General features: G+C 52.5%; 18 protein-coding genes. 5 read left to right on the top strand and 13 right to left on the bottom strand.

The annotated features are described in order from the left end of the window. Positions 1-79: 79 nt before the first annotated feature. A complete protein-coding gene (locus Q5741_RS07935; RefSeq protein WP_305023817.1) occupies positions 80-1,375 on the bottom strand; it encodes an alkaline phosphatase in 1,296 nt (431 codons plus the stop codon). A 344-nt stretch (positions 1,376-1,719) separates the two neighbouring features. On the opposite strand from Q5741_RS07935, the gene Q5741_RS07930 reads away from it, so the two are divergent. Together Q5741_RS07930 and Q5741_RS07925 are read left to right on the top strand one after the other, a co-directional pair. Continuing rightward, on the top strand, positions 1,720-3,489 hold the full coding sequence (locus tag Q5741_RS07930; protein ID WP_305023538.1) for a glycosyltransferase 87 family protein: 1,770 nt from the start codon (positions 1,720-1,722) through the stop codon (positions 3,487-3,489). Between the two features lie 158 nt (positions 3,490-3,647). Further along, positions 3,648-4,802: an aminotransferase A gene (locus tag Q5741_RS07925; protein WP_305023537.1), complete on the top strand. Its 1,155-nt coding sequence runs from the start codon at positions 3,648-3,650 to the stop codon at positions 4,800-4,802. 49 nt (positions 4,803-4,851) lie between these two features. On the opposite strand, the gene Q5741_RS07920 is transcribed toward Q5741_RS07925, so the two are convergent. The 3 genes from Q5741_RS07920 to dapD form a co-directional block, all read right to left on the bottom strand. Beyond that, on the bottom strand, positions 4,852-5,142 hold the full coding sequence (locus Q5741_RS07920; protein WP_305023536.1) for a hypothetical protein: 291 nt from the start codon (positions 5,140-5,142) through the stop codon (positions 4,852-4,854). A 147-nt stretch (positions 5,143-5,289) separates the two neighbouring features. Beyond that, entirely contained in the window at positions 5,290-6,429 is a 1,140-nt protein-coding gene (locus Q5741_RS07915; RefSeq protein WP_305023535.1) for an N-acetyldiaminopimelate deacetylase, read from the bottom strand. Between the two features lie 81 nt (positions 6,430-6,510). After that, positions 6,511-7,224: a 2,3,4,5-tetrahydropyridine-2,6-dicarboxylate N-acetyltransferase gene (gene dapD / locus Q5741_RS07910; RefSeq protein WP_305023534.1), complete on the bottom strand. Its 714-nt coding sequence runs from the start codon at positions 7,222-7,224 to the stop codon at positions 6,511-6,513. Positions 7,225-7,431: 207 nt separating this feature from the next. Here dapD and Q5741_RS07905 point away from each other — a divergent pair, with 207 nt between their 5' ends. Continuing rightward, positions 7,432-8,385: a D-2-hydroxyacid dehydrogenase gene (locus tag Q5741_RS07905; RefSeq protein ID WP_305023533.1), complete on the top strand. Its 954-nt coding sequence runs from the start codon at positions 7,432-7,434 to the stop codon at positions 8,383-8,385. Positions 8,386-8,485: 100 nt separating this feature from the next. After that, positions 8,486-8,734, top strand: coding sequence for a hypothetical protein (locus Q5741_RS07900; protein WP_305023532.1), 249 nt, complete (start codon positions 8,486-8,488; stop codon positions 8,732-8,734). Here Q5741_RS07900 and Q5741_RS07895 read toward each other — a convergent pair. Continuing rightward, positions 8,722-9,138: an ArsR/SmtB family transcription factor gene (locus Q5741_RS07895; RefSeq protein WP_407074333.1), complete on the bottom strand. Its 417-nt coding sequence runs from the start codon at positions 9,136-9,138 to the stop codon at positions 8,722-8,724. The genes Q5741_RS07900 and Q5741_RS07895 overlap by 13 nt on opposite strands. 1 nt (position 9,139) lies before the next feature. Further along, positions 9,140-9,565, bottom strand: coding sequence for an SRPBCC family protein (locus Q5741_RS07890; RefSeq protein WP_305023531.1), 426 nt, complete (start codon positions 9,563-9,565; stop codon positions 9,140-9,142). 241 nt (positions 9,566-9,806) lie between these two features. Between Q5741_RS07890 and pepT the strand changes: the two genes are divergently transcribed. Further along, a complete protein-coding gene (gene pepT, locus Q5741_RS07885; RefSeq protein ID WP_305023530.1) occupies positions 9,807-11,042 on the top strand; it encodes a peptidase T in 1,236 nt (411 codons plus the stop codon). A 68-nt stretch (positions 11,043-11,110) separates the two neighbouring features. Here pepT and Q5741_RS07880 read toward each other — a convergent pair whose 3' ends face one another. From Q5741_RS07880 to Q5741_RS07850, 7 genes are all read right to left on the bottom strand, one after another. Continuing rightward, complete coding sequence (locus tag Q5741_RS07880) at positions 11,111-11,596, bottom strand: hypothetical protein (protein ID WP_305023529.1); 486 nt, start codon at positions 11,594-11,596, stop codon at positions 11,111-11,113. A gap of 165 nt (positions 11,597-11,761) precedes the next feature. Continuing rightward, positions 11,762-12,952: a response regulator gene (locus Q5741_RS07875; RefSeq protein WP_305023528.1), complete on the bottom strand. Its 1,191-nt coding sequence runs from the start codon at positions 12,950-12,952 to the stop codon at positions 11,762-11,764. A 54-nt stretch (positions 12,953-13,006) separates the two neighbouring features. After that, on the bottom strand, positions 13,007-13,396 hold the full coding sequence (locus tag Q5741_RS07870) for a LytR/AlgR family response regulator transcription factor (protein ID WP_305023527.1): 390 nt from the start codon (positions 13,394-13,396) through the stop codon (positions 13,007-13,009). A 74-nt stretch (positions 13,397-13,470) separates the two neighbouring features. After that, complete coding sequence (locus Q5741_RS07865; protein WP_305023526.1) at positions 13,471-16,620, bottom strand: hybrid sensor histidine kinase/response regulator; 3,150 nt, start codon at positions 16,618-16,620, stop codon at positions 13,471-13,473. A gap of 317 nt (positions 16,621-16,937) precedes the next feature. Then, positions 16,938-17,138, bottom strand: a complete 201-nt coding sequence (gene cspD / locus Q5741_RS07860) for a cold-shock protein CspD (protein ID WP_305023525.1) — start codon at positions 17,136-17,138, stop codon at positions 16,938-16,940. Positions 17,139-17,427: 289 nt separating this feature from the next. After that, positions 17,428-18,258: a zinc ribbon domain-containing protein gene (locus Q5741_RS07855; RefSeq protein WP_305023524.1), complete on the bottom strand. Its 831-nt coding sequence runs from the start codon at positions 18,256-18,258 to the stop codon at positions 17,428-17,430. 245 nt (positions 18,259-18,503) lie between these two features. Further along, positions 18,504-19,613, bottom strand: coding sequence for an MBL fold metallo-hydrolase (locus Q5741_RS07850; protein ID WP_305023523.1), 1,110 nt, complete (start codon positions 19,611-19,613; stop codon positions 18,504-18,506). Positions 19,614-19,796 lie beyond the last annotated feature (183 nt).

Below are 19,796 nucleotides of genomic sequence, written 5' to 3'. Positions count from 1 at the left end.
GTCCCTTTGCTGCAGCAAAAAGACACGGGTTAGCCCCGTGCCTTGCATGCTTGTATGATGCTCATGCCGATGCGGAAGCTTACTTCTTCAGCTTCAACAGCTTCAGCAGCTTGTCATGAATCGCTGTATTTGGATAATACCCTTCGAACTGCTCGGCTCCCGGCCCCATCGCAGAGAGGGCTACATCTACAGAAGTATGGCCGTCTGTCGTCCAGTCGATGTAGAACTTGTCCTTCGAGCCTTTGATGTCGAAAGGTCCGTCTTCCTTCGAAATGCCGTCGCCGGACTCATCTTCCTTGTCGTCGCCTTCAATAGCCATACCGCCCGTCTCATGGTCCGCGGTGACAAGCACCAGGGTATCCGGATGGGACTTCGCATAATCCTTTGCTACTTTTACTGCTTTATCGAACTGGATCCCGGCCTGAATCGTCAGCGCCCCATCGTTGTCGTGGGCCATCTCATCGGTGCCTTCTTCCTCCACCATCAGGAAAAAACCTTTTTTGTTCTTGGACAGCACTTCAATCGCCTTAGACGTCATCTCTGGAAGGGGAACGGTCGGGTTGTATTTATTCCCCAGCTCGTTGTGTGCCTGGAACATTTCTTCGTTAGCGAACAGGCCGAGCAGCTTGCCGCCTTTGGCCGCTTTCAATTCAGCCTTATTGCTTACATGCTGGTAGCCGAGCTTCTTGGCTTTGTCTACCAGGTTGCCTTCCGTCCCTTTACTGCCTTCAGACGGATCTTCCGCAGGAGCATCTTTGTGCGGACCTGGTGTACCCTTCGGATACCAGAAATCTTCACCGCCGCCAAGAATAACGTCAATTTTGCTGTTTTCGATAAACTGTTTTGCGATTTTGCTTTGTTCAGAGCGGTTCTCCACATGTGCGCCAAAAGCGGCACCTGTCGCATCGGTTACCTGACTAGTCGTCACAACGCCTGTGGACAAACCTGCTTTTTTTGCCCGCTCCATAATGGTCGTTACCGGCTTTTTATTCAGGTCCATTCCGATCGCACCATTATAGGTTTTAACACCTGTAGCGATAGCGGTTGCCGCTGCTGCAGAGTCTGTTACCAGTGTGTTGCCGGCATCCGTGCTTACAAAGCCTGTATACGGCATGCTCTCCATTTCAAGTTTTCCGTTCTTGCCGACCGTAGTCAGGCGTGTAGCATTACGGGCGGCCTGGCCGTAACCATCACCAATGAAGAGAATAACGTTCTTCGGATTCGATACCTTGGAGACTTGTACCACTTTGGGAGCTGCAGACGACTTGGAACTTGCTGCTTCCGCTTTGGGAAGCCCCGCCGCTGCAAATGGCGCTCCAATCACTGCTGCCGCACTCACGGTTAACATGACTTTTTTAACGGATGGCTTTTTCACCAACACTCACACTCCATTAGTAGAATATATGGTCATTGCTACATGATAGATTGATCATATATTCCTTGTGTCAAAGGAGCGTATCCGCTGTGTTAATGGGCTGTAATACTTCGGGGAATGCGGTAGATTATTTGTAAAATCTAATAGATTTCCATTCCGGATCAGATCCGGATGTCGATAGAACCCGGGGCAGCTGCTGTATTCGTCGACGATCTGAATACTTGCTGAATAACAGCTGAAAGCAGGATCTCTAGGCAAATACTCAGTGGGCATTAAGCCAAAATTCAGATAAGCCCGGCATAATGATCCATATTCGATTACAAAGGAAGGAGCGATTCATAAGCATGTCTTGGATACGCAGCAATAAGTGGCTGATGATTATGATTCTGCTGCTGGTATTGTCCATCGGTTGGGCGGTCTATTCAGTGATTGTACATACCAGTGATACCTCCACAAACAGTGGTTTCAGCGGAATGAGGCAGAACGGCAGCTTTGGAAGTGGCGGAAGCAGACCGGACGGCAGCTTCACAGGACGGAGCAGCGAATTTGGACGCGGGGGAAGCTCTTCACGGAATGATGCCGGGATAACACAGGTTCCGAGGGGTTCAGACGGTGCCAGCACATCGGATGGAACGGATCGCAATCCCCGTGCAGACTCTCCTGAAGGGCGCCCGGGGCAAGGAATAACCGGCTCTCCGAATATAGATACCGGCAGGAACGGCGAAAGCGGCGAGCGGCCCGGTATGCCTCAAGGTGGCGGAAGCCGGTTCGGTGCCGGTGAGGCCTCCGGCAGCGGCAGCACCGAACTGCTGCTCTATGCGCTGCTGTTCTTCGGCGCAGCGGCAGCCGCCATCCCACTCATGAAGCGGCGCAAGAGCGAAGCGGTTGTTCGGCCTGCGATGATATGGATGGCGATTGTCATCGGACTCAGCATCCGGATCGCACTTGCTCCGCAGGTTGCAGGTCATCCGTTTGACCTGAACCTGTTCCGCAATTGGGCAAATGCCGCAGCAAAGGGTCTTAGCGACTTCTACAGCAGCAGCAACAGCGACTATCCGCCGCTGTATATCTATATGCTGTATCTCGTCGGCAAGCTGACATCTACGGCAGCCCTGAGTCCTTATTCAACACTGCTGATCAAGCTGCCGTCCATGCTGGCGGATATGGTTACAGCTTACTTGCTGTACCGGATTGGACGGAAGTACATATCAGCAGGAATCGGTTTGGCTGCTGCTGTGTTCTACGCATTTAATCCGGCAGTGCTCATCAACTCGACTTACTGGGGACAGGTGGATTCCTTCTTCACGCTGCTGATCATCTGCGGCATCTGGTTCATCTCACAGTGCAAACTGAGCTGGGCTGCCCTGTTTATGGCCGCTGCGATCATGATGAAGCCGCAGGGCATCATCTTCCTGCCCGTGCTGGGCTTTGCCCTGCTCCAGTCGGGGAGCTGGAGAGCCTGGATCCGCGCAATGGGAACGGCAGCTGCTGTCGTCATCGTTACAGCACTGCCTTTTGCCTGGGGACAAGAGCCGCTATGGCTGTATAAGCTCTATGCCGGTACTGTTGGCGAATATCCTTATGCGTCGGTTAACGCTTTTAACTTCTACAGCCTGATCGGCGCCAACTACAAGCAGGCATCTTCAACAATGCTGCTGTTCAGCTACCATGCATGGGGTCTGATATTCATTGTGCTGGCAGTGCTGTTCACCTGCTGGATGACCTTGCGCAACCGAAATCCACTACTCGCAGCGGCGGCTGCCCTGACCCTGATCGCCCTGGTCTTCACCTTCTCCACCAGTATGCATGAACGTTATTTGTTTCCAGCGGCAGCCCTGGCGATAGTTGCTTACTTCCAGCTGCGGGACCAACGTCTGCTATGGCTTACGCTGGGGTTCAGCGTGACGATCTTCTTTAATACGTATTATATTTTCTACTATTCGACCAGCGGCGGTGCCTCCTATGGGGCTGTGCTGTTCCTGATCTCTCTGTTGAACATACTGCTATGCGGCTGGCTGATAAAGGTACTGTGGAACTTGAGCTCGTCCAACAAGCCCGCAGGCTTACAGGCCCCGGCCTCACCTGCCCTTCATACGCAGGTGCTTGAGATGTAACCCGTTTAAACTTGGTGTTCTCTGCCCGCTTTAATACCTGTGAAGACGCCGGCCCTTCTGGGCTGGCGTCTTTGCCTTTTCAGAGGTACACTGGTTCTATTGAAACTACAGTTGAAACTGACGGTGAATTTTTATTAGAAAAGGCAGGTACCTACAGCATGGAGCACTTAATCAATTCCAATGTCCAACATATCCAGATCAGCGGTATCCGCAGAATCGCCAATGAAGTCGCCAAATATCCGGATGCAGTCTCCTTGACAATCGGGCAGCCAGATTTTCCGACCCCACGTCATATTATTGAAGCTGCTCACCGCGCCATGGATGCAGGCCGTACCGTCTATACACCTAATGCCGGGCTTCCGGAGCTGCGCGAGGCCGCGGCTGCCTTTGTCCTTGAGCGCTATGGCCTGCAGTATAACGGGGGCGACGAGGTCATTGTGACGAATGGCGCCAGCGAAGCGCTGGACATCACCTTGCGAACACTGCTGTCTGAAGGGGACGAGGTCATTCTTCAGGGTCCGATCTATCCGGGTTATGAACCTTTAATCCGTCTTTCCGGCGGTGTTCCCGTGTATGTGGATACCCGTGAGTCCGGCTTTCGTATGACGGCAGACCGGATTATGCCCTACCTGACAGAACGGACCAAGGCGATCGTTCTCGGTTATCCTTCCAACCCGACCGGACGGGTGCTGACCGCAGATGAACTCGGCGAGATTGCCGCACTGCTGCAGGAACGGGACATTTTCGTCATTTCCGATGAAATATACAGCGAGCTGATCTACGATCAGCCGCACTGCTCTATCGCTTCCCATGAGGGAATGCGGGAGCGCACGATTGTCATCAATGGGCTCTCCAAGTCGCACTCCATGACCGGATGGCGGATCGGCTTCACCTTTGCGCCAGCCGCTATTACCGGGCATATGCTGAAGGTGCATCAATATAACGTCACCTGTGCCAGCTCGGTCAGCCAATATGCAGCACTGGAAGCTCTGACGAACGGCACCGACGATGCAGTTCCTATGCGGGAAACGTACCGCAAGCGCCGTGACTACATGTATGACCGATTGAACGGAATGGGACTCGGGCTGGTGAAGCCGGAAGGAGCCTTTTACATGTTCCCGTCCATTCAGCATCTCGGCATGCCTTCCATGGAATTCGCTATGCGGCTGCTGCAGGAACAGAAAGCGGCTGTCGTACCCGGAGATGCGTTCTCAGGTTACGGTGAAGGGTTTATCCGCTTGTCCTATGCCTATCATGATGAGGTGCTGGAGAAGGGGCTGGACCGTCTCGAGTCATTTATAGGACGTCTGTAGATTAAAAAAGGTATCCTTCTGCCGCCATCTGGCTGAGGATACCTTTTTGTTACTCATCTCTCTGCTTGGAGTAGAAGTAGACAACCATGGCGATCAGTCCGATCGTTACCATGACTTTTATTACGTTGAACATGGACGCCTCCTGCATCTCAAAAACACTAAGAAAAAGCGTGCTGTTATCAGCTCCCACGAAGACAGCTAGATTAACCAGCAGAACACTCAGCGATATACAGACGATCATGGTCAACAAGGCAATATGGGTCAGATAACGTTCACGGTCATTTTTGAAGATGAAGATAAAAGAGAACAACAGACAGACCAGCAAAAACAGAAAATACATTGTATACCTCCTCCCTGTCTCGTTTGAAAATTCCTTTAACCGGTTTCCTTTTATTTGAAGCCTCAACCCTGAAAAAAGGGATTCCCTACGCATACTGCGCCTGCGGAAATCCCTTTGGACTTCATCATTTCAGATAAACACAGCTGCCTATGTCTGCTCCGACAGCCATGTGAAATAATCCGTCATCACGGACAATGCCACACCAATAGCTTCCTCTTTCGGCTCCAGCCTGCTGTGATGCAGTCCGTAAGGCGTATCCACACCAAGCCAGAACATAAAGCCTGGAATGTCCTTCAGGAAATATCCGAAGTCCTCGCCGGTCATCGCCTCTGTACACTCCACCAGCGTCACATCGCTCCGGTCACGGAGCCAATCCATGAACTGCCCCGTTACCTCAGCCTCATTGAACACCTGAAGGTAATTCGCACCCCAATCCACTTCGGCTTTGCACTCGAAACCAGCTTCCACGCCGCGCAGCAGCGCTTCAATCCGTGATTTCACCAGCTTCATCGTATCCGCAGACAGCGTGCGAATCGTTCCTTCAAGACGAGCACGTTCCGCGATAATATTCTGCTTGGTGCCGCTCTCGACCTTGCCGATCGTAATGACAGCCGCATCCAGCGGATTGACGTTCCGGGAAATAATGCTCTGCAGCTGACCCACCAGCTGGCTGCCGGCGACCACCATATCGTTCGCCCTGTGCGGATAGGCGGCATGACCGCCGGTACCGATCAGATCGATGAACAGCTCGGACGTATTCGCGAACAGAATTCCCGGACGTGTGGCAATTGTACCTACCGGATATTCAGGTGCAATGTGCAGCGCGGCGATCTGGTCCGGCATCCAGTCCTTCAGCTCTTCGCTTGCCAGCATCGGCTGCGCACCGCCCGGACCTTCTTCCGCAGGCTGGAACAGTACAACCAGATTGTCGGCGATCGGGTTCGAGGCGAAATGTGTAACGATTCCCAGTCCAATGGTCATATGCAGATCATGCCCGCAGGCATGCATATAACCGGGATGGTTAGACCGGAATTCATAGCCGGTCTCTTCCTCGATCGGCAGTCCATCCATATCAGCCCGGTAGCCCAGCGTCCGTCTCGGATTGCTGCCCTGGATTCGAACCATTACGCCTGTCCGCCAGGTGCGCACTTCGATATGCTCCTGCGGAAGGGCGGCAATGTAATCTAACAGATACTGCTGGGTCTTGAACTCCTCGAACCCCGCTTCCGGTATCTGATGCAGCTCCCGGCGGATCGTTATATACGGCGAATAATCAATGGTACTCATGATGCTAGGCTTCCCCCTTTAGCAATTGAGGCCCGGCGTCAGCGCCGGGCCTCATCATGGTATAGCTTGTCTGGCCGATAATTACAGAGTACGCAGATCCTGCAGAATTTCGGTTTTGGATCTCGTTTTGTCGTCGACTTGTTTGATTACACGAGCTGGAGTACCTGCAACAACGGAGAATGGGGGAACATCTTCAGTAACCACGGATCCCGCTGCTACGACAGCACCCTCACCGATGCGCACACCTTCCAGGACAACAGCATTGGCACCAACCAGTACGTCATCTTCCAGCACAACCGGTTGTGCGGAAGGGGGCTCAATCACACCTGCTAGCACTGCGCCTGCACCAACGTGACACATTTTGCCGACTTTTACGCGTCCACCTAGAACTGCACCCATGTCGATCATGGTGCCTTCACCGATGGTTACACCGATATTGATCACGGCACCCATCATGATGACCGCGTTGTCGCCGATGCCGACCATATCGCGGATAATAGCCCCTGGCTCAATCCGTGCATTGATACCTTTGAGATCAAGCATAGGAACGGCGGAGTTGCGGCGGTCGTTCTCTACCACATAATCTTCAATACGGGATGCATTCTCGTCCAGAAGGGACTTGATTTCAGCCCAGTCCCCGAACAGCACGCCGCTGTTGCCGGAGATAAACGATTGAATGCCCTCGCCGAACGACAGAGAAGCCAGGTCGCCCTTAATATATACTTTAACAGGTGTTTTCTTCTTGCTTGTTTTGATCAGGTTGATGACCTCTTGCGTGTTCATTTCAATAGACATGGGAATCCAACAGCTCCTTTATCGCTTTAATACACTACCTGTACCAGGCGGCATAGTTAGTTCAGTTATAGCATAAATACAGGCGCAGCCGCAATTTATATCTCTCTGGGTCCTATTCATATGATTCGGTTATATAGGTAGAGAGCCGCCGGACTTGCGGCTGGCCTATACGTAGGACTATGCTATTGGCAAGGAGGAATGAGAATCATGCCAACCTTATTGTATCTGCAAAAGCTCCCTGAACCGCTGGTAGAGCGGCTTCGTTCAGCTGCTCCCGGCTGGGAGATTCATACGGGCACAAGAGATGATCTGCCGCCCGAGCTGTACCGCAGCGCAGAGATTATCTGCGGCTGGAATCGCAAGCAGGCAGAAGAACTGCTGCACGAAGAAGCCCGGCTGCGCTGGATTCACACGCCCTCAACCGGCGTCGATTATCTGCCGCTGGAACAGCTGCAGCAGCGCGGTGTGCTGCTGAGCAACTCCAAAGGTGTACACGCAATCCCTGTGGCGGAAACTACGCTGGGCCTTATGCTGGCGCTCGCCCGCCAGATTGATTTATCGATCCGGAACCAGGGCAAACATCTCTGGAAGCCTGGGAAGAACCCGCTCGTGCTGCATGGCAAAACGATTGGCATCGTCGGTACCGGCCAGATCGGACGTGAGCTGGCAAGGATAGCGCAGGCATTAGGAATGCGTACCTTGGGGGTTTACCACTCCAACAAGCCGGAGCAGCACTTTGACGAGGCCGGAGATATGGATTACCTGGACACCCTGCTGAAGGAAAGCGATTATGTCGTCAATATTCTTCCGCTGACGGACCAGAGCCGCGGATTGTTCAATGCTGACCTCTTCCGCCGGATGAAATCATCCGCCTTCTTCATTAATGTCGGGCGCGGTCCTTCCGTACATACGGATGATCTTGTCCAGGCGCTGCGGGACGGAACGATTGCCGGTGCAGGTCTAGACGTGACAGACCCTGAACCGCTGCCGGAAGACCATCCGCTGTGGGATCTGGGCAACCTTGTTCTGACACCGCATATTGCGGGTGATTCTGACGAGAACCAGGAGCGGGTGCTCGAGCTGTTCCTGGACAACCTGAAGTTCTATCTTCAGGAGGGCAAGCTGAAGCATAATCAGGTCCGGTACGACCGGGAATATTGAATAATGAACTAAATATCATGCAGAATCAAACAACCCGCAGAAACAGCATACGCTTGATCTGCGGGTTGTTATTTGTTTATCCGGGAAGGGAGTTATCGACATGAACAAGACTGCAAGCGCCTTGGCCACCCTTTCTGTCCTGATCGGCTTAATGGTTATCATCCTGGCCTTATTCAGCAGTAATCCCCTGTCCTTTGCAGCGGTGTTGATCAGTCCTGTCGGCTTTATCGTCGGCCTGCTTGGTGCCTCCTACCCAGAAGCCAGGAAAGTTGCCTGGTGCGGGATAGGACTGAACCTTGCTGTCTTCGCCGGCTTCACGCTCCGCTCGACCGTCTTTTATTCCCCTTGATCCGTCGAGGGGCACAGCCCAGCATGAATCTCCGCTGTTGCAGACGCCTCGCTTACCGAAGCTCCCTCTTCAACATAACGCTGCAGCACCGACAGCCGGTTATCCCAGAAGCGTTCATAATAGGACAGCCACCGCTGCAGCTCCCGCAGAGGCTCAGGTTCCAGCCGGTAACGGATTTCCCGTCCGACCTTCCGCTTCTTCACCAGGCCCGCTTCAGAGAGCAGCCCCAGGTGCTTCGATACGGCCGTTCGGCTCATATTATAATGCCCGCTAATCTCATTTACCGGAAGCTCACGATCAATCAAGAGTCCTAGAATCGACCGGCGGGTCGGATCAGCAACTGCCCGAAATACATCAGGCCGATCCGACTCCATGAACATTCCGGTAGGTTGATGCCCTGCCATTTTAACCTTCCATGCGGCTCTTGAGAGACAGGACCATCTTCTCCCAGCCGCCGGACATCATCTCGCGTACGGTTCCATGCGGTTGACCAAATTCCGTTACCTGTTCCGCACTCCATCCGCTGTGGACGAGTGTAAATTCGGTTCCCTCCTCCACCTCCTGCAGGCGGAAGCTCAGCGTCCAGTCCTTTCCCCAGCGGAATGCCAGCTCATGCGGCGGATGCACTATGGTAACCTTGCAGGGAGACTGTCCGAATGGACCGGCCTGCAGGTGGAACTCATGGCCCTCGGCCGGCTGCATATCATTCGGCATGAACCAGGCCGCCAGTCCTTCTGAAGTAGCTACAGCATCCCACACCTTCTGTATAGGGGCACGGAAGATCAAGGTGCGGACAATGTCCGGCAGGGGGGTGAACTGAGGTTCTGTCATATTCAATCTCTCCATTCTTTTATGTAACCAATTGGTTTCCTATTTGCTCAGCATGATTATATGACACCATTTGGTTACATGTCAATCAGAATACTCCCTGAAATGTCATATATGACTTAAGTCTATAAGGCATGTTAAAATAGCCTCAACGCGATACATATGTATTTGAAGCAGCCAAAGGATATACCGAAATCCGGCCGCTTGATGCTGACCCTAAAATTTGACCCGGGAGGAATTTCTTTTGAAAGCAGAGCTGATTAAACGTCTGGCAACCTATGTGCAGATTGATACCCAGTCCAATGAGGAAAGCGAGACCTGCCCGTCTACTCCGGGCCAGCTTACACTGGCCAGACTGCTGGTTCAGGAGCTGCAGGAGATCGGTCTGACAGACATCACTATGGATGATAACGGCTATGTGATGGCCACTCTCCCTTCCAATACAGATAAGGAAGTACCTACCGTTGGCTTTCTCGCCCATCTGGATACCGCGACTGACTTTACAGGTGCCGGTGTGAAGCCGCAGGTCATTGACAGCTATGACGGTAAAGACATTCTATTGAACGCCGAACAGCAGATCATCCTCTCTCCGGACAGCTATCCGGAGCTGGCAGGCTATGCCGGCCATACCTTGATGACTACAGATGGTACTACGCTTCTCGGAGCCGATGACAAAGCCGGGATGGCCGAGATTATGACTGCTATGCATTACCTCGCCGATCATCCAGAAATAAAGCACGGGAAAATCCGCGTTGCCTTTACACCTGACGAAGAGATTGGCCGCGGTCCGCATAAGTTCGATGTGCAGGCGTTTCAAGCCGATTTTGCCTATACGATGGATGGCGGCCCGCTCGGTGAGCTGCAGTACGAGACCTTCAATGCAGCTACCGCCAAAATTACTTTTAAAGGTAATAACGTACACCCGGGTACTGCTAAGGGCAAGATGATCAACTCGGCTAAAATCGCTATGGCATTCCAGAACAAGCTGCCGCAAAATGAGGCTCCCGAGCTGACAGAGGGTTACGAAGGCTTCTACCACTTGTTCGCCATTAACGGTAATACGGAGCAGACCAAGCTCCACTATATTATCCGTGACTTTGACCGTGACAGCTTCAATGCCCGCAAGGCAACCATCTCGGAACTCGTACAATCCTTCCAGCAGGAATATGGAGAAGACCGAGTTGTCCTGGACCTTCACGATGAGTATTACAATATGCGGGAAAAGATTGAACCGGTTCAGGAGATCGTGGAGTATGCCCGTCAGGCTATGCTGTCCCTGGATATTGAGCCTGTCATCCGTCCGGTGCGCGGCGGCACCGACGGTTCCCAGCTGTCTTTCATGGGACTGCCTACTCCGAATATTTTTACAGGCGGCGAGAACTATCATGGCAAATACGAATACGTATCCATCGATAATATGGTCAAGGCAACCGAAGTGATTATTGAGCTGGTACAACGGATTGAACGTGATCAGAAGTAAACCAGCAGAAAAGGACCCTTTCGGGGTCCTTTTTATATTGGGTATTCGGCCTTAATATGTCAGGTTATTCAGCACATCTGGCCGCAAATGTCGATCGGTTCGATTTCCATGCTGTCAGGACCCCTTCTCCTTGATGCTCCTATACCGATATAAGCAAGGCGAAAGGGCATCGTCTCATACAGCAAACGGGCTATCTCCTCCATCACCTGCTTCAGCACCTGCGGTGCCTCATGCCGGGAAACGGACGTTCCTCCAAGCAGCAGATAAGCCTCCTTAAGCAGTACGGACGGGATACAAAGCACCAGTCTCTGATCATGCTGTGCTCCACTCTCCGCATAGGCGCGGCAGCCAATCCAGGCTCCTCCGGGAAGCTGCAGCATGCCATAAGTGTAAGGATGATCCTGCTCATCCGAATCGAGGCTCTTGGCGGGCCAGGGTCCCACGAGTATTCGGCTCTTCCATAACATATCGAGGCCTCGCTGCAGTGAATCGCCGTGCAGCAGATCATCATATTGGATTACCAATTCCAAATCGTCTTCGCCGTAACTGTACATTGTTCGCTCCCCCTTACGAATCATGTCTGTACTATGCTGTCTTTTTCTACATCATACTCCGCTGTTCTGAACCGTTTCTGAACAAGGGTGAGTAAGCATAACAAACAGCCTTCCGGCATGCGGAAGGCTCGGTTTCATTAAAGGTGTACTTACAAGAGATGAGGGTCATCCTATGTGACTGTTCAAACCTGTACTTCGTCCTGCTGAAGCATACAGCTGCTCATAAAGCCGCCGGGTTTCCGGTTCCGGTTCAATGCCCATCTCCTCCTGAAGCCGATCGCACAGGGTATCGTAAACCTGTTGAAGCATAAGATCGTTCTTCATTTTGGCGTATACAAGCAGAAGCTGGCGGGTGATTTCTTCCGAGAAGGGCTCCTCCTGCTGCAGGAGATGCAGATGCTCTGCAGCAGCCCCTACGCGGCCATTCTCCATTTCGAACCAGGAGAGCTCCATCATCAGGCGTATCCAGCGTGTCTGCAGCTCACGAGCTCGGTCTTCTGCCCAAGGATAATCATGCCCTCCAAGGTATCTGCCCTGATACATGGATATCACGGTCAGCCGCTGATCGTAATTGAATTCATTAATAGGACCATGTCCTGATGTCTCCTGCTCGAAATGCTCGGCATCCGTCAGTCTGCCTGCCCGCAGCAGGCGGTATCCATCGTGATTATATTCCAGTACAGCATCCAGTTCCTGATCCTTGATCAGCTTGCGGATCTGATAGACTGACGTATGAAGATACGTCACGGACTTGTCAGGTACCGCCTCCGGCCAGAGCACCTCCAGCAGCTGTTCCTTTGACACCCACTGGCCGCCGGTATGCAGCAGGTAAGCGAACAACTCCTGGGATTTCTGAGTTCTCCATTTTACCCGCTTCGGTTCCCCGCTTGCAGGATCGTACAGCTCCAGGCGACGGAACAGCCCGGCCCATGGCATGTTAGGTCGTATAATGTTCTCCATATTCTCCTGCAGTGCACTATGCTGCTTATTCTGTGCCTTGTACCGGGCTTCGAGGCGGTCCAGCGTCTTGCCCAGCCGTCCGGTACTGATCGGTTTCAGCAGATAGTCGACGGCCTGAAGCTCGAACGCCTCAACAGCATAGTCAGAATAAGCCGTCACAAAAACAATGTGGACCCCCGGATCCTTTTGCAGTATAAACTCCGCTGCTTCCAGACCGTTCATCTCCGGCATACCGATATCGAGAAAGACTACGTCCACAGCCTGGCTGGCCATATGCTCCAGCCCCTTCCGGGCTGATGTATATTGACCGGTCAGTTTCAGCCTCCCATCCATCAGCAGCAGCCGCTCCAGATGCTGAAGCGCCGGATTCTCATCATCAATCAGAATTGCCCTCATCTTCAATATGCCCCCTACCTCGCTCGCGCTCGATCCAGCCTTTTCCCGGCAGAGTCAGACAGGCTCCGTGTCAGCCTCCTTCGTGCATGATTGCACCAGCCGCTGCACAGTCCGCTTTACCCTTTCCGGAGCAAGTGGTTTCAGAATATAGTCAAAAGCCTGCTGCTCATAGGCAAGCAGCGCATGTTCTTTGAATGGTGTGATATAAATAATGTGTATATCCGGACAGCAGCGGCGGATACTGACCGCCAGATCCATACCGGACACCCCTGTCAGGCGGGGATTAATAAACAAGGCCTGCGGCTGCAGCCTGCGTGCTTCCTGGATTGCCGCATCGGCATGAATGGTACTTCCGGCAATACGAATCCCGCCGGTCTCTCCCAGGAGTGCAGTCAGCACATCCAGTTCCAACCTATTGTTCTCCACCAAATATGCATCGATCATCTGTCAGCTCCGTTCTGGATTAGTTCCCATGTTATCCCCATCATAACAAGGATTCCTGAACGGATTCTGAACAATCAGGCAGTCAAAGCCTTTGGGAGCTCGAAGCGAACCTCTGTCCCGCCTGCGGCAAGCGGCTCAATCTGCAGCCCCTGCCCATACATGGCCTGCAGCCGCCGCTGGATATTCATCAGGCCGACCCCGCCGGATGGCGATACCCCGGACTGGATGGACTGCAAGTGCTCCGCCGAGATGCCGATGCCGTCATCCGTAATAGAGACGACCACCGAGCTGCCAGTATCCCTGATGGACAAGCGCACGCATCCGCCCGCAGCTCGCTGCATAATACCATGGCGGATTGCGTTCTCGACCAGCGGCTGAATCGTCAGTGGTGGAACCTGGACCAGAATATCATCATCCACTTCACTCTCGAATTTCAGACGATCTTCAAATCGCGCGCTCTCCAGTGCAACATAGGACTCGACCAGCTCCAGCTCTTTGGCCAATGGGACCAGATGGTCCTGATTACGGAAGTCAAAGCTTCCTCGTAAATACTGGCTTAATTCAATCAGCAGATCTGTCGCCTTATCCGGGTTCACCGGACATGTAGCAATGATCACGTTCAACGCATTGTACAGGAAATGAGGCTTGATCTGCGCCTGCAGGAATGCCATTTCAGTACGGGTGGCATTTTGTGCTGACTGCCTCATGCTGATCAGCGTTCTCACCCGTGCGCGCAGCCCCCCGGCGTCTACCGGCTTAATGAGAAAGTCATTCGCCCCAGCCTTAAATCCAACCCCCTGATCCTCCCGCAGATTACGGGCCGTCAGAATGAGGATAGGCAGCTCGGCCAGCGAGCGCCGCGTTCGAATTTCCCGGCACAGCTCAATACCTGACATCCCGGGCATCATCCAGTCGGTGATCACCAGATCATAGGGCGTCTGCCCCCACAAAATTGCAAGAGCGGCCTCTCCACTCTCGACAGCGGTCACCTGATATTGCTCTGTCGTCAGCAAATTCGTCAGCACCTTAAGATTCACCGGGTCATCATCCACAATCAGAATTCGGCCTGTACATTCATCAGCGGCTGCAGGCAGCTCCGGCAGAACCCGCGGAGCGAACAACGGCAGGGATGGCTGCAGCTCTGCGGCTTCCTGGTCGTACCCTGCCGCGGCAGTCTGCTCCCTGTTTTTAACTTCGGATAATGGATGTACAGCCTGTACCGCGTCCGGAGCAGCAAGAGCGCTTGGAAGTGTAAAGTGAAAGGCCGATCCTTGTCCGAGCTCAGATTCGGCCCAGATCGTCCCACCACCCAATTCAATCAACCTTTTCGTAATATTTAATCCCAGTCCCGAACTCTCGGCCTGTCTGTCCTCTGTATGTGCTTCGTTAACGTAAGCCTCGAATATTTCCTTTAGGCGGTGTCTGGCTATACCGACACCGGTATCCCGAACCGTGACCTGTACCATCCCGTTTTGACAGGCAACCGCCGTAATGGTAACGGTCCCTTCGGCAGTGAATTTCACCGCATTCCCCAGCAAATGGTACAAGATCTGCTGCAGCCGCTCCTCATCCGAGTACACCGGAGGAAGGGTATCCGGCCAATCCTGCACCATCTTGAGCGGCCGGCTGCCCATGCTGTGTTCCATAACCTCCAGCACAGACTGCACAACGGACGGCAGATGGACAGGATTCAGATTTAACACCAGGCCGCCGTGGTTCAGCTTGGAAAAATCGAGAATATCATTAACCAGCAAGGTCAGCCGCTGTCCAGTTGTCTTGATGATGGCGAGATTCTCCTGCTGCTGCCGGCTCAACCTGCCGGATGCGCCATCCAGCATAGATTCCGCCATATTAATCATGCCATGAAGCGGCGTCCTCAGTTCATGCGAGGTCTTTGCCATAAATTCGTCCTTGAGGCCATCCAGGGTCAGCAGCCTTTCGGTCAGCCGCTCATTCTCATCAAAAGAGCTGGCAAAACGACGTACCAGCATCAGCACCTGAGCCAACACAAAAATACCAAGCTCAAAAAAAGATAAAAGACGTGTCTCCATGAGTCCAAAAACATAAGCCAGGTTCAGCACAATGACCATGATCATACTGAGTACGCTGACCAGCATGTAACCCGCATCCTTCGGCCGCTGCTGGATCCATTTGGCCATGATATAAATCGTATAAATAATCAGGACGAGTGAGGCCGCCATCATGGCAGCCCCCCAGGATGAGAACACCCACATCGGCAGGAAGAGCGCGGCGGCCACCATAAACAGCGTAAGCCAGGACGCGAGCCTCAGCATGAAGCGGTGTACGACCCCTTTGACCAGTGCGTCTACATATAAAAACAAAAAAAGGTACACCAGGCTGGAGGAGATGCCCTGGATTCTTAGCACCCACAGATAGGATAGCTCAGGCACAGCTTGGGACAGCAGTTTCTCGCCATGTGTCAGGATATAAAATGAAGCTGCAGCACACATCAGTCCCAGATACAGCAGCGGAAGATCCCAGCGACGGAGCCGGGACAGCAGGATAAAGAACGCCCCCGGCAGCATGAAGAAGCATAAGGACAGCATGTCATTCATCCCCTCACGCTGTTTCTTCGCGATAAGCAGGTTGTCATCCCCGAACCATACCTCACTGACGATACCGCCTGAGGCATAGATGTAGTTGGATACCTGCACAATCACTTCTACTTCGGAACCCTGTACTTCGGTGAAGCCGATATAAGGCACGTTATTCTGTTCGCCCTCATGGAACTGCTGTGATGGAGTCCCGCTTCCCCCCACATTTTGTCCGTTAAGATAAACCCGGCTCGCCATCCGGATATTGTCAGCTTTGATGCCAAGCCGTCCTGCTGCAGGCTGGTCCAGCAGCACACGCAGCCGGTATGTACCATAACCGATTGCACCGGACGGCACGGATGGGTTCCAGGCACCCGGCACTTGGATCATGGCTGCTGATGCCAGGCCCTCCTCTCCCCTGGGAGATTCCGCGGATGGAAAGTCAGAAGGATCCAACAGCTGATTCGGATAAAATTCCCACTGCCCGTCCAGTGCTGCCAGTCCATTCTGTTCAAAATTCCATCCCCGGAGATCCAGCACACCACGGACGGCTTGAGGACGATGGGATTCGATTTGCAGCATCTGATATATTCCTATAGCCGGAACTGTCAGCACCGCCATCATGACGGTGCTCAGCAGCAGCCAGCTTTTCCAGCTGTAACTTCTCATACGTTATCCTTTTCATTGTGCGAAATGAGTACATTTATTACCTAGTACCTATTTCGGTCAGAACAGGCCCGATTTGAATATGCAGCCGGGGCTTCCGGGACAAATATTTCATGAAGACGAACTGTATCCCATCGTATATGCACCAACACCTCCTGAGTATGTTGGTTGACTTGACCCAAGCTTGATTGATAACTTACACATCCTCACACAGCTGGAATATGCACAAGCATGAAAAAAAGCCCCTTCCTATTGGAAGAGGCTGCATCAAACAAAAAAGCCCTTAACCCCGAAGGGCTAAGAGCTTTACTGAGAAAGTCTTACAGTTTTACAACGTTCTCAGCTTGTGGACCACGGTTGCCTTCAACGATGTTGAATTCAACTTTTTGACCTTCGTCCAAAGTTTTGAAACCGTCGCCAGTGATTGCGGAGAAGTGTACGAATACGTCGTCTCCACCTTCAACCTCGATGAAGCCAAAACCTTTGTCTGCGTTAAACCATTTAACTGTTCCTGTTTGCATGAGTGTAACCTCCAAAATAAAATTTAACATGTACTTTTTATGTTCTTGCGAATAAAAAAATCACACATTGAAAAAGGTACTATCGCACAATAATAACCCTTTTCAACGTGCGAGTTATGTTTGTGTTTTACAACTAATTGCATTGTATCACACCCATTTGCAGAACGCAAACACATCAACAGCGTGATGGAAAAAATAGGGCGACAGACTCAGCAAACGCTGTTCTACCGCCCTTTTAGCACTAGAAATATGAGAAATTTGTCAGATTAAATCCGTTACTTCAGCCCGATTACAGCAGACTCCCCCCGAAAATGCTGCGGGCGATAGAGCTGTAGAGCGTTTCGGAAAAAATACGGAGCGTAATCGCTTCCGCCAGCAGAATCAGCAGAGCGCAATAGATCAGATCCAATCCGCCGCGGCTGCCCTTTACCCAGCTGATGACGACTAGTATCGGTACAATAAATAGCGACCCAATTAAACCAATCATAAGGAACCAGACAAACAGCTGGAGCTGCAAAATCGAGAGAATAAAGGCAACAGCAAACAATCCAACGAACGGCACAAGCATGGCTCCAAAGCGTGCCAAAACATCCTTGAAGCCTGCTTGGACCTTCGACAGCCGGATGGCTCCGAAGCTGTACAACGTCAGCAAAATCAGAAAAACAGCATAGATGATAACCGGCTTGATCACTACATTAAGAAAGGGGCTGTCCAGATATCTGCGATATTCGCCAAGATTGAAGTACAGCATAAACGGAATCAGCAGGCTGAACAGAAGCATGGTTATCAGTCCGTTAATAAACTGTTCCCCGCGGATCTGCTCTGCCTCTGCAAACGGGCGTTTGATTACAGATGCAAAGTAACTGAAATACTGCCTCGAGACCTTCCTCGCATTCTGGACATACACATGATTCTGGAAGGATGCCGGGGGATCCACCTGCGGCTGCCGAGCCTGCTGTGGATGCACGTAAGGCTGTACCCTGGATGCTTCCTCGCTGCGCGTTTCATCTGCAGCTGCTGTGCTGCCAGACTGGTGTACCGCCTCCGGCAGCGGCGCACCGCACTGCTCACAAAAGTTCCCTCCTCCTTCGTTCCAATGGTGACAATTCGGACATTCCATGGTTTGAGCTCCTTTACCTTTTAAATTTGCGGCAATTATGTAAGCACATTTTTACTATGTATGAATAGCAATGCAGGTCTATGTATCCAATAATCCGCCAATCATTACCATTTTATGACGGGTTTATACTTTCTTCAACAAAAATTTGCAAAATTCACCCTGGTGATTTCCGTCCCTAAAAAGGATCAATACCAAAAAACCGCAGCCCCTAATGTATGGGGTCTGCGGATTTGCAGATTGTCCTTCTATTCATTTATCCACCAGTGTGAACTCGGATAGCTGCCGCTTCCCAGCAGCACCTTCTCTCCGATCCGAGGTGTTGCGATGTGCACGCCGTGTTCTGCTGCAGCCGCTGCGGCGCGCTGAACCGGGTCCGTCCAGGTGTGCAGCGCCAGTGTAAAGGCTCCCCAATGGATAGGGATCAGCAGACCTCCCTGCACATCCTGATGCGCTTGAACCGTCTGCTCCGGGGTCATATGGATGGGTGCCCAGCGCCTGTCATATTGGCCGCACTCCATCAGCGTGACATCGAAAGGGCCGTACTTGCGGCCAATCTCGGCAAAATGAGTGCTGTAGCCGCCATCCCCGCTGAAGAAGAGCCGGCTCCGTTCTCCCTGGATAACCCAGGAGCACCAGAGAGTCTGGCCCCGGTCATTCAAACTCCGGCCCGAGAAGTGCTGGGCGGGCGTACAGGCAAATCGCAGTCCTTCCCATTCAAACTCATCCCACCAGTCATGCTCCTCAATCCTGCCCGGCTCCACTCCCCAGCGTTCAAGATGTGCGCCTACGCCCAAGGGAACAATAAAATGCCTCACCCGGTCTTTTAACTGCAGGATGGTTCCATAATCCAGATGATCATAGTGATCGTGGGAGAGCACAACGGCATCGATATCGGGCAAATCCGCGATTTCGGCCGGCAGTCCGCCATAACGTTTGCCGCCGATGGACGGAAACGGCGAAGGGGCCTGCCCCAGCATCGGATCAAGCCAGAGAATACGTCCTTCCAGTTCCAGCAGTACGGCAGAGTGCCCAAACCAAGTAACTGCCGTTCGGTCATGCTGCTCCTCCGGCAGCGGGGCCCAGCGGTCGATTGGCAGCGGCTTAGCAGGGCGTCTGGCAGGATCTCTGCGCAGAAAGTCGCGCAGAGTCGACAGGTTCTCTCCCAGGCTGGTAGAGACGCTTGCCCCGTGTGCCGGGTTCACGAACTCCTTTCCATTATATTGAGGCGACCGACGAACAGCCGCCAGCCGTTCATCTGCTGATCTGGCTCCAAACACAGGATTATAGGTCAAAACCAGATAAGCAGCTGCCGCAACGACAGCAATGAACAGCACGATTGTAATTAGAATCGTCATGCCTGGATTCCTCTTTTCTCATATAAACGTAAGCGGCTCACTTGTTCCATGAGAACCCTTTACTGCTGATTGTAATCCTCTGTTAGCTGTTATGCAAAAGCCGGCCATGCTGCTCGCTGAACATGCGGTCCTAGCGCCCTTTGCTGTACACCGGCATACATAAATTATACAATGAGGATGTTT

The sequence above is a fragment of the Paenibacillus lacisoli genome (assembly GCF_030580655.1).
Lineage (GTDB): Bacteria > Bacillota > Bacilli > Paenibacillales > Paenibacillaceae > Paenibacillus > Paenibacillus lacisoli.
Note: the sequence above shows the minus strand (reverse complement) of the source record. Positions and strands in the feature narration are given on the sequence as shown.

Coding starts and splice junctions, on each gene's coding strand:
- Q5741_RS07930 (WP_305023538.1), top strand. CDS start 1,720: ATGTCTTGGATACGCAGCAATAAGTGGCTGATGATTATGATTCTGCTG.
- Q5741_RS07925 (WP_305023537.1), top strand. CDS start 3,648: ATGGAGCACTTAATCAATTCCAATGTCCAACATATCCAGATCAGCGGT.
- Q5741_RS07920 (WP_305023536.1), bottom strand. CDS start 5,142: ATGTATTTTCTGTTTTTGCTGGTCTGTCTGTTGTTCTCTTTTATCTTC.
- Q5741_RS07915 (WP_305023535.1), bottom strand. CDS start 6,429: ATGAGTACCATTGATTATTCGCCGTATATAACGATCCGCCGGGAGCTG.
- dapD (WP_305023534.1), bottom strand. CDS start 7,224: ATGTCTATTGAAATGAACACGCAAGAGGTCATCAACCTGATCAAAACA.
- Q5741_RS07905 (WP_305023533.1), top strand. CDS start 7,432: ATGCCAACCTTATTGTATCTGCAAAAGCTCCCTGAACCGCTGGTAGAG.
- Q5741_RS07900 (WP_305023532.1), top strand. CDS start 8,486: ATGAACAAGACTGCAAGCGCCTTGGCCACCCTTTCTGTCCTGATCGGC.
- Q5741_RS07895 (WP_407074333.1), bottom strand. CDS start 9,138: ATGGCAGGGCATCAACCTACCGGAATGTTCATGGAGTCGGATCGGCCT.
- Q5741_RS07890 (WP_305023531.1), bottom strand. CDS start 9,565: ATGACAGAACCTCAGTTCACCCCCCTGCCGGACATTGTCCGCACCTTG.
- Q5741_RS07880 (WP_305023529.1), bottom strand. CDS start 11,596: ATGTACAGTTACGGCGAAGACGATTTGGAATTGGTAATCCAATATGAT.
- Q5741_RS07875 (WP_305023528.1), bottom strand. CDS start 12,952: ATGAGGGCAATTCTGATTGATGATGAGAATCCGGCGCTTCAGCATCTG.
- Q5741_RS07870 (WP_305023527.1), bottom strand. CDS start 13,396: ATGATCGATGCATATTTGGTGGAGAACAATAGGTTGGAACTGGATGTG.
- Q5741_RS07865 (WP_305023526.1), bottom strand. CDS start 16,620: ATGAGAAGTTACAGCTGGAAAAGCTGGCTGCTGCTGAGCACCGTCATG.
- cspD (WP_305023525.1), bottom strand. CDS start 17,138: ATGCAAACAGGAACAGTTAAATGGTTTAACGCAGACAAAGGTTTTGGC.
- Q5741_RS07855 (WP_305023524.1), bottom strand. CDS start 18,258: ATGGAATGTCCGAATTGTCACCATTGGAACGAAGGAGGAGGGAACTTT.
- Q5741_RS07850 (WP_305023523.1), bottom strand. CDS start 19,613: ATGACGATTCTAATTACAATCGTGCTGTTCATTGCTGTCGTTGCGGCA.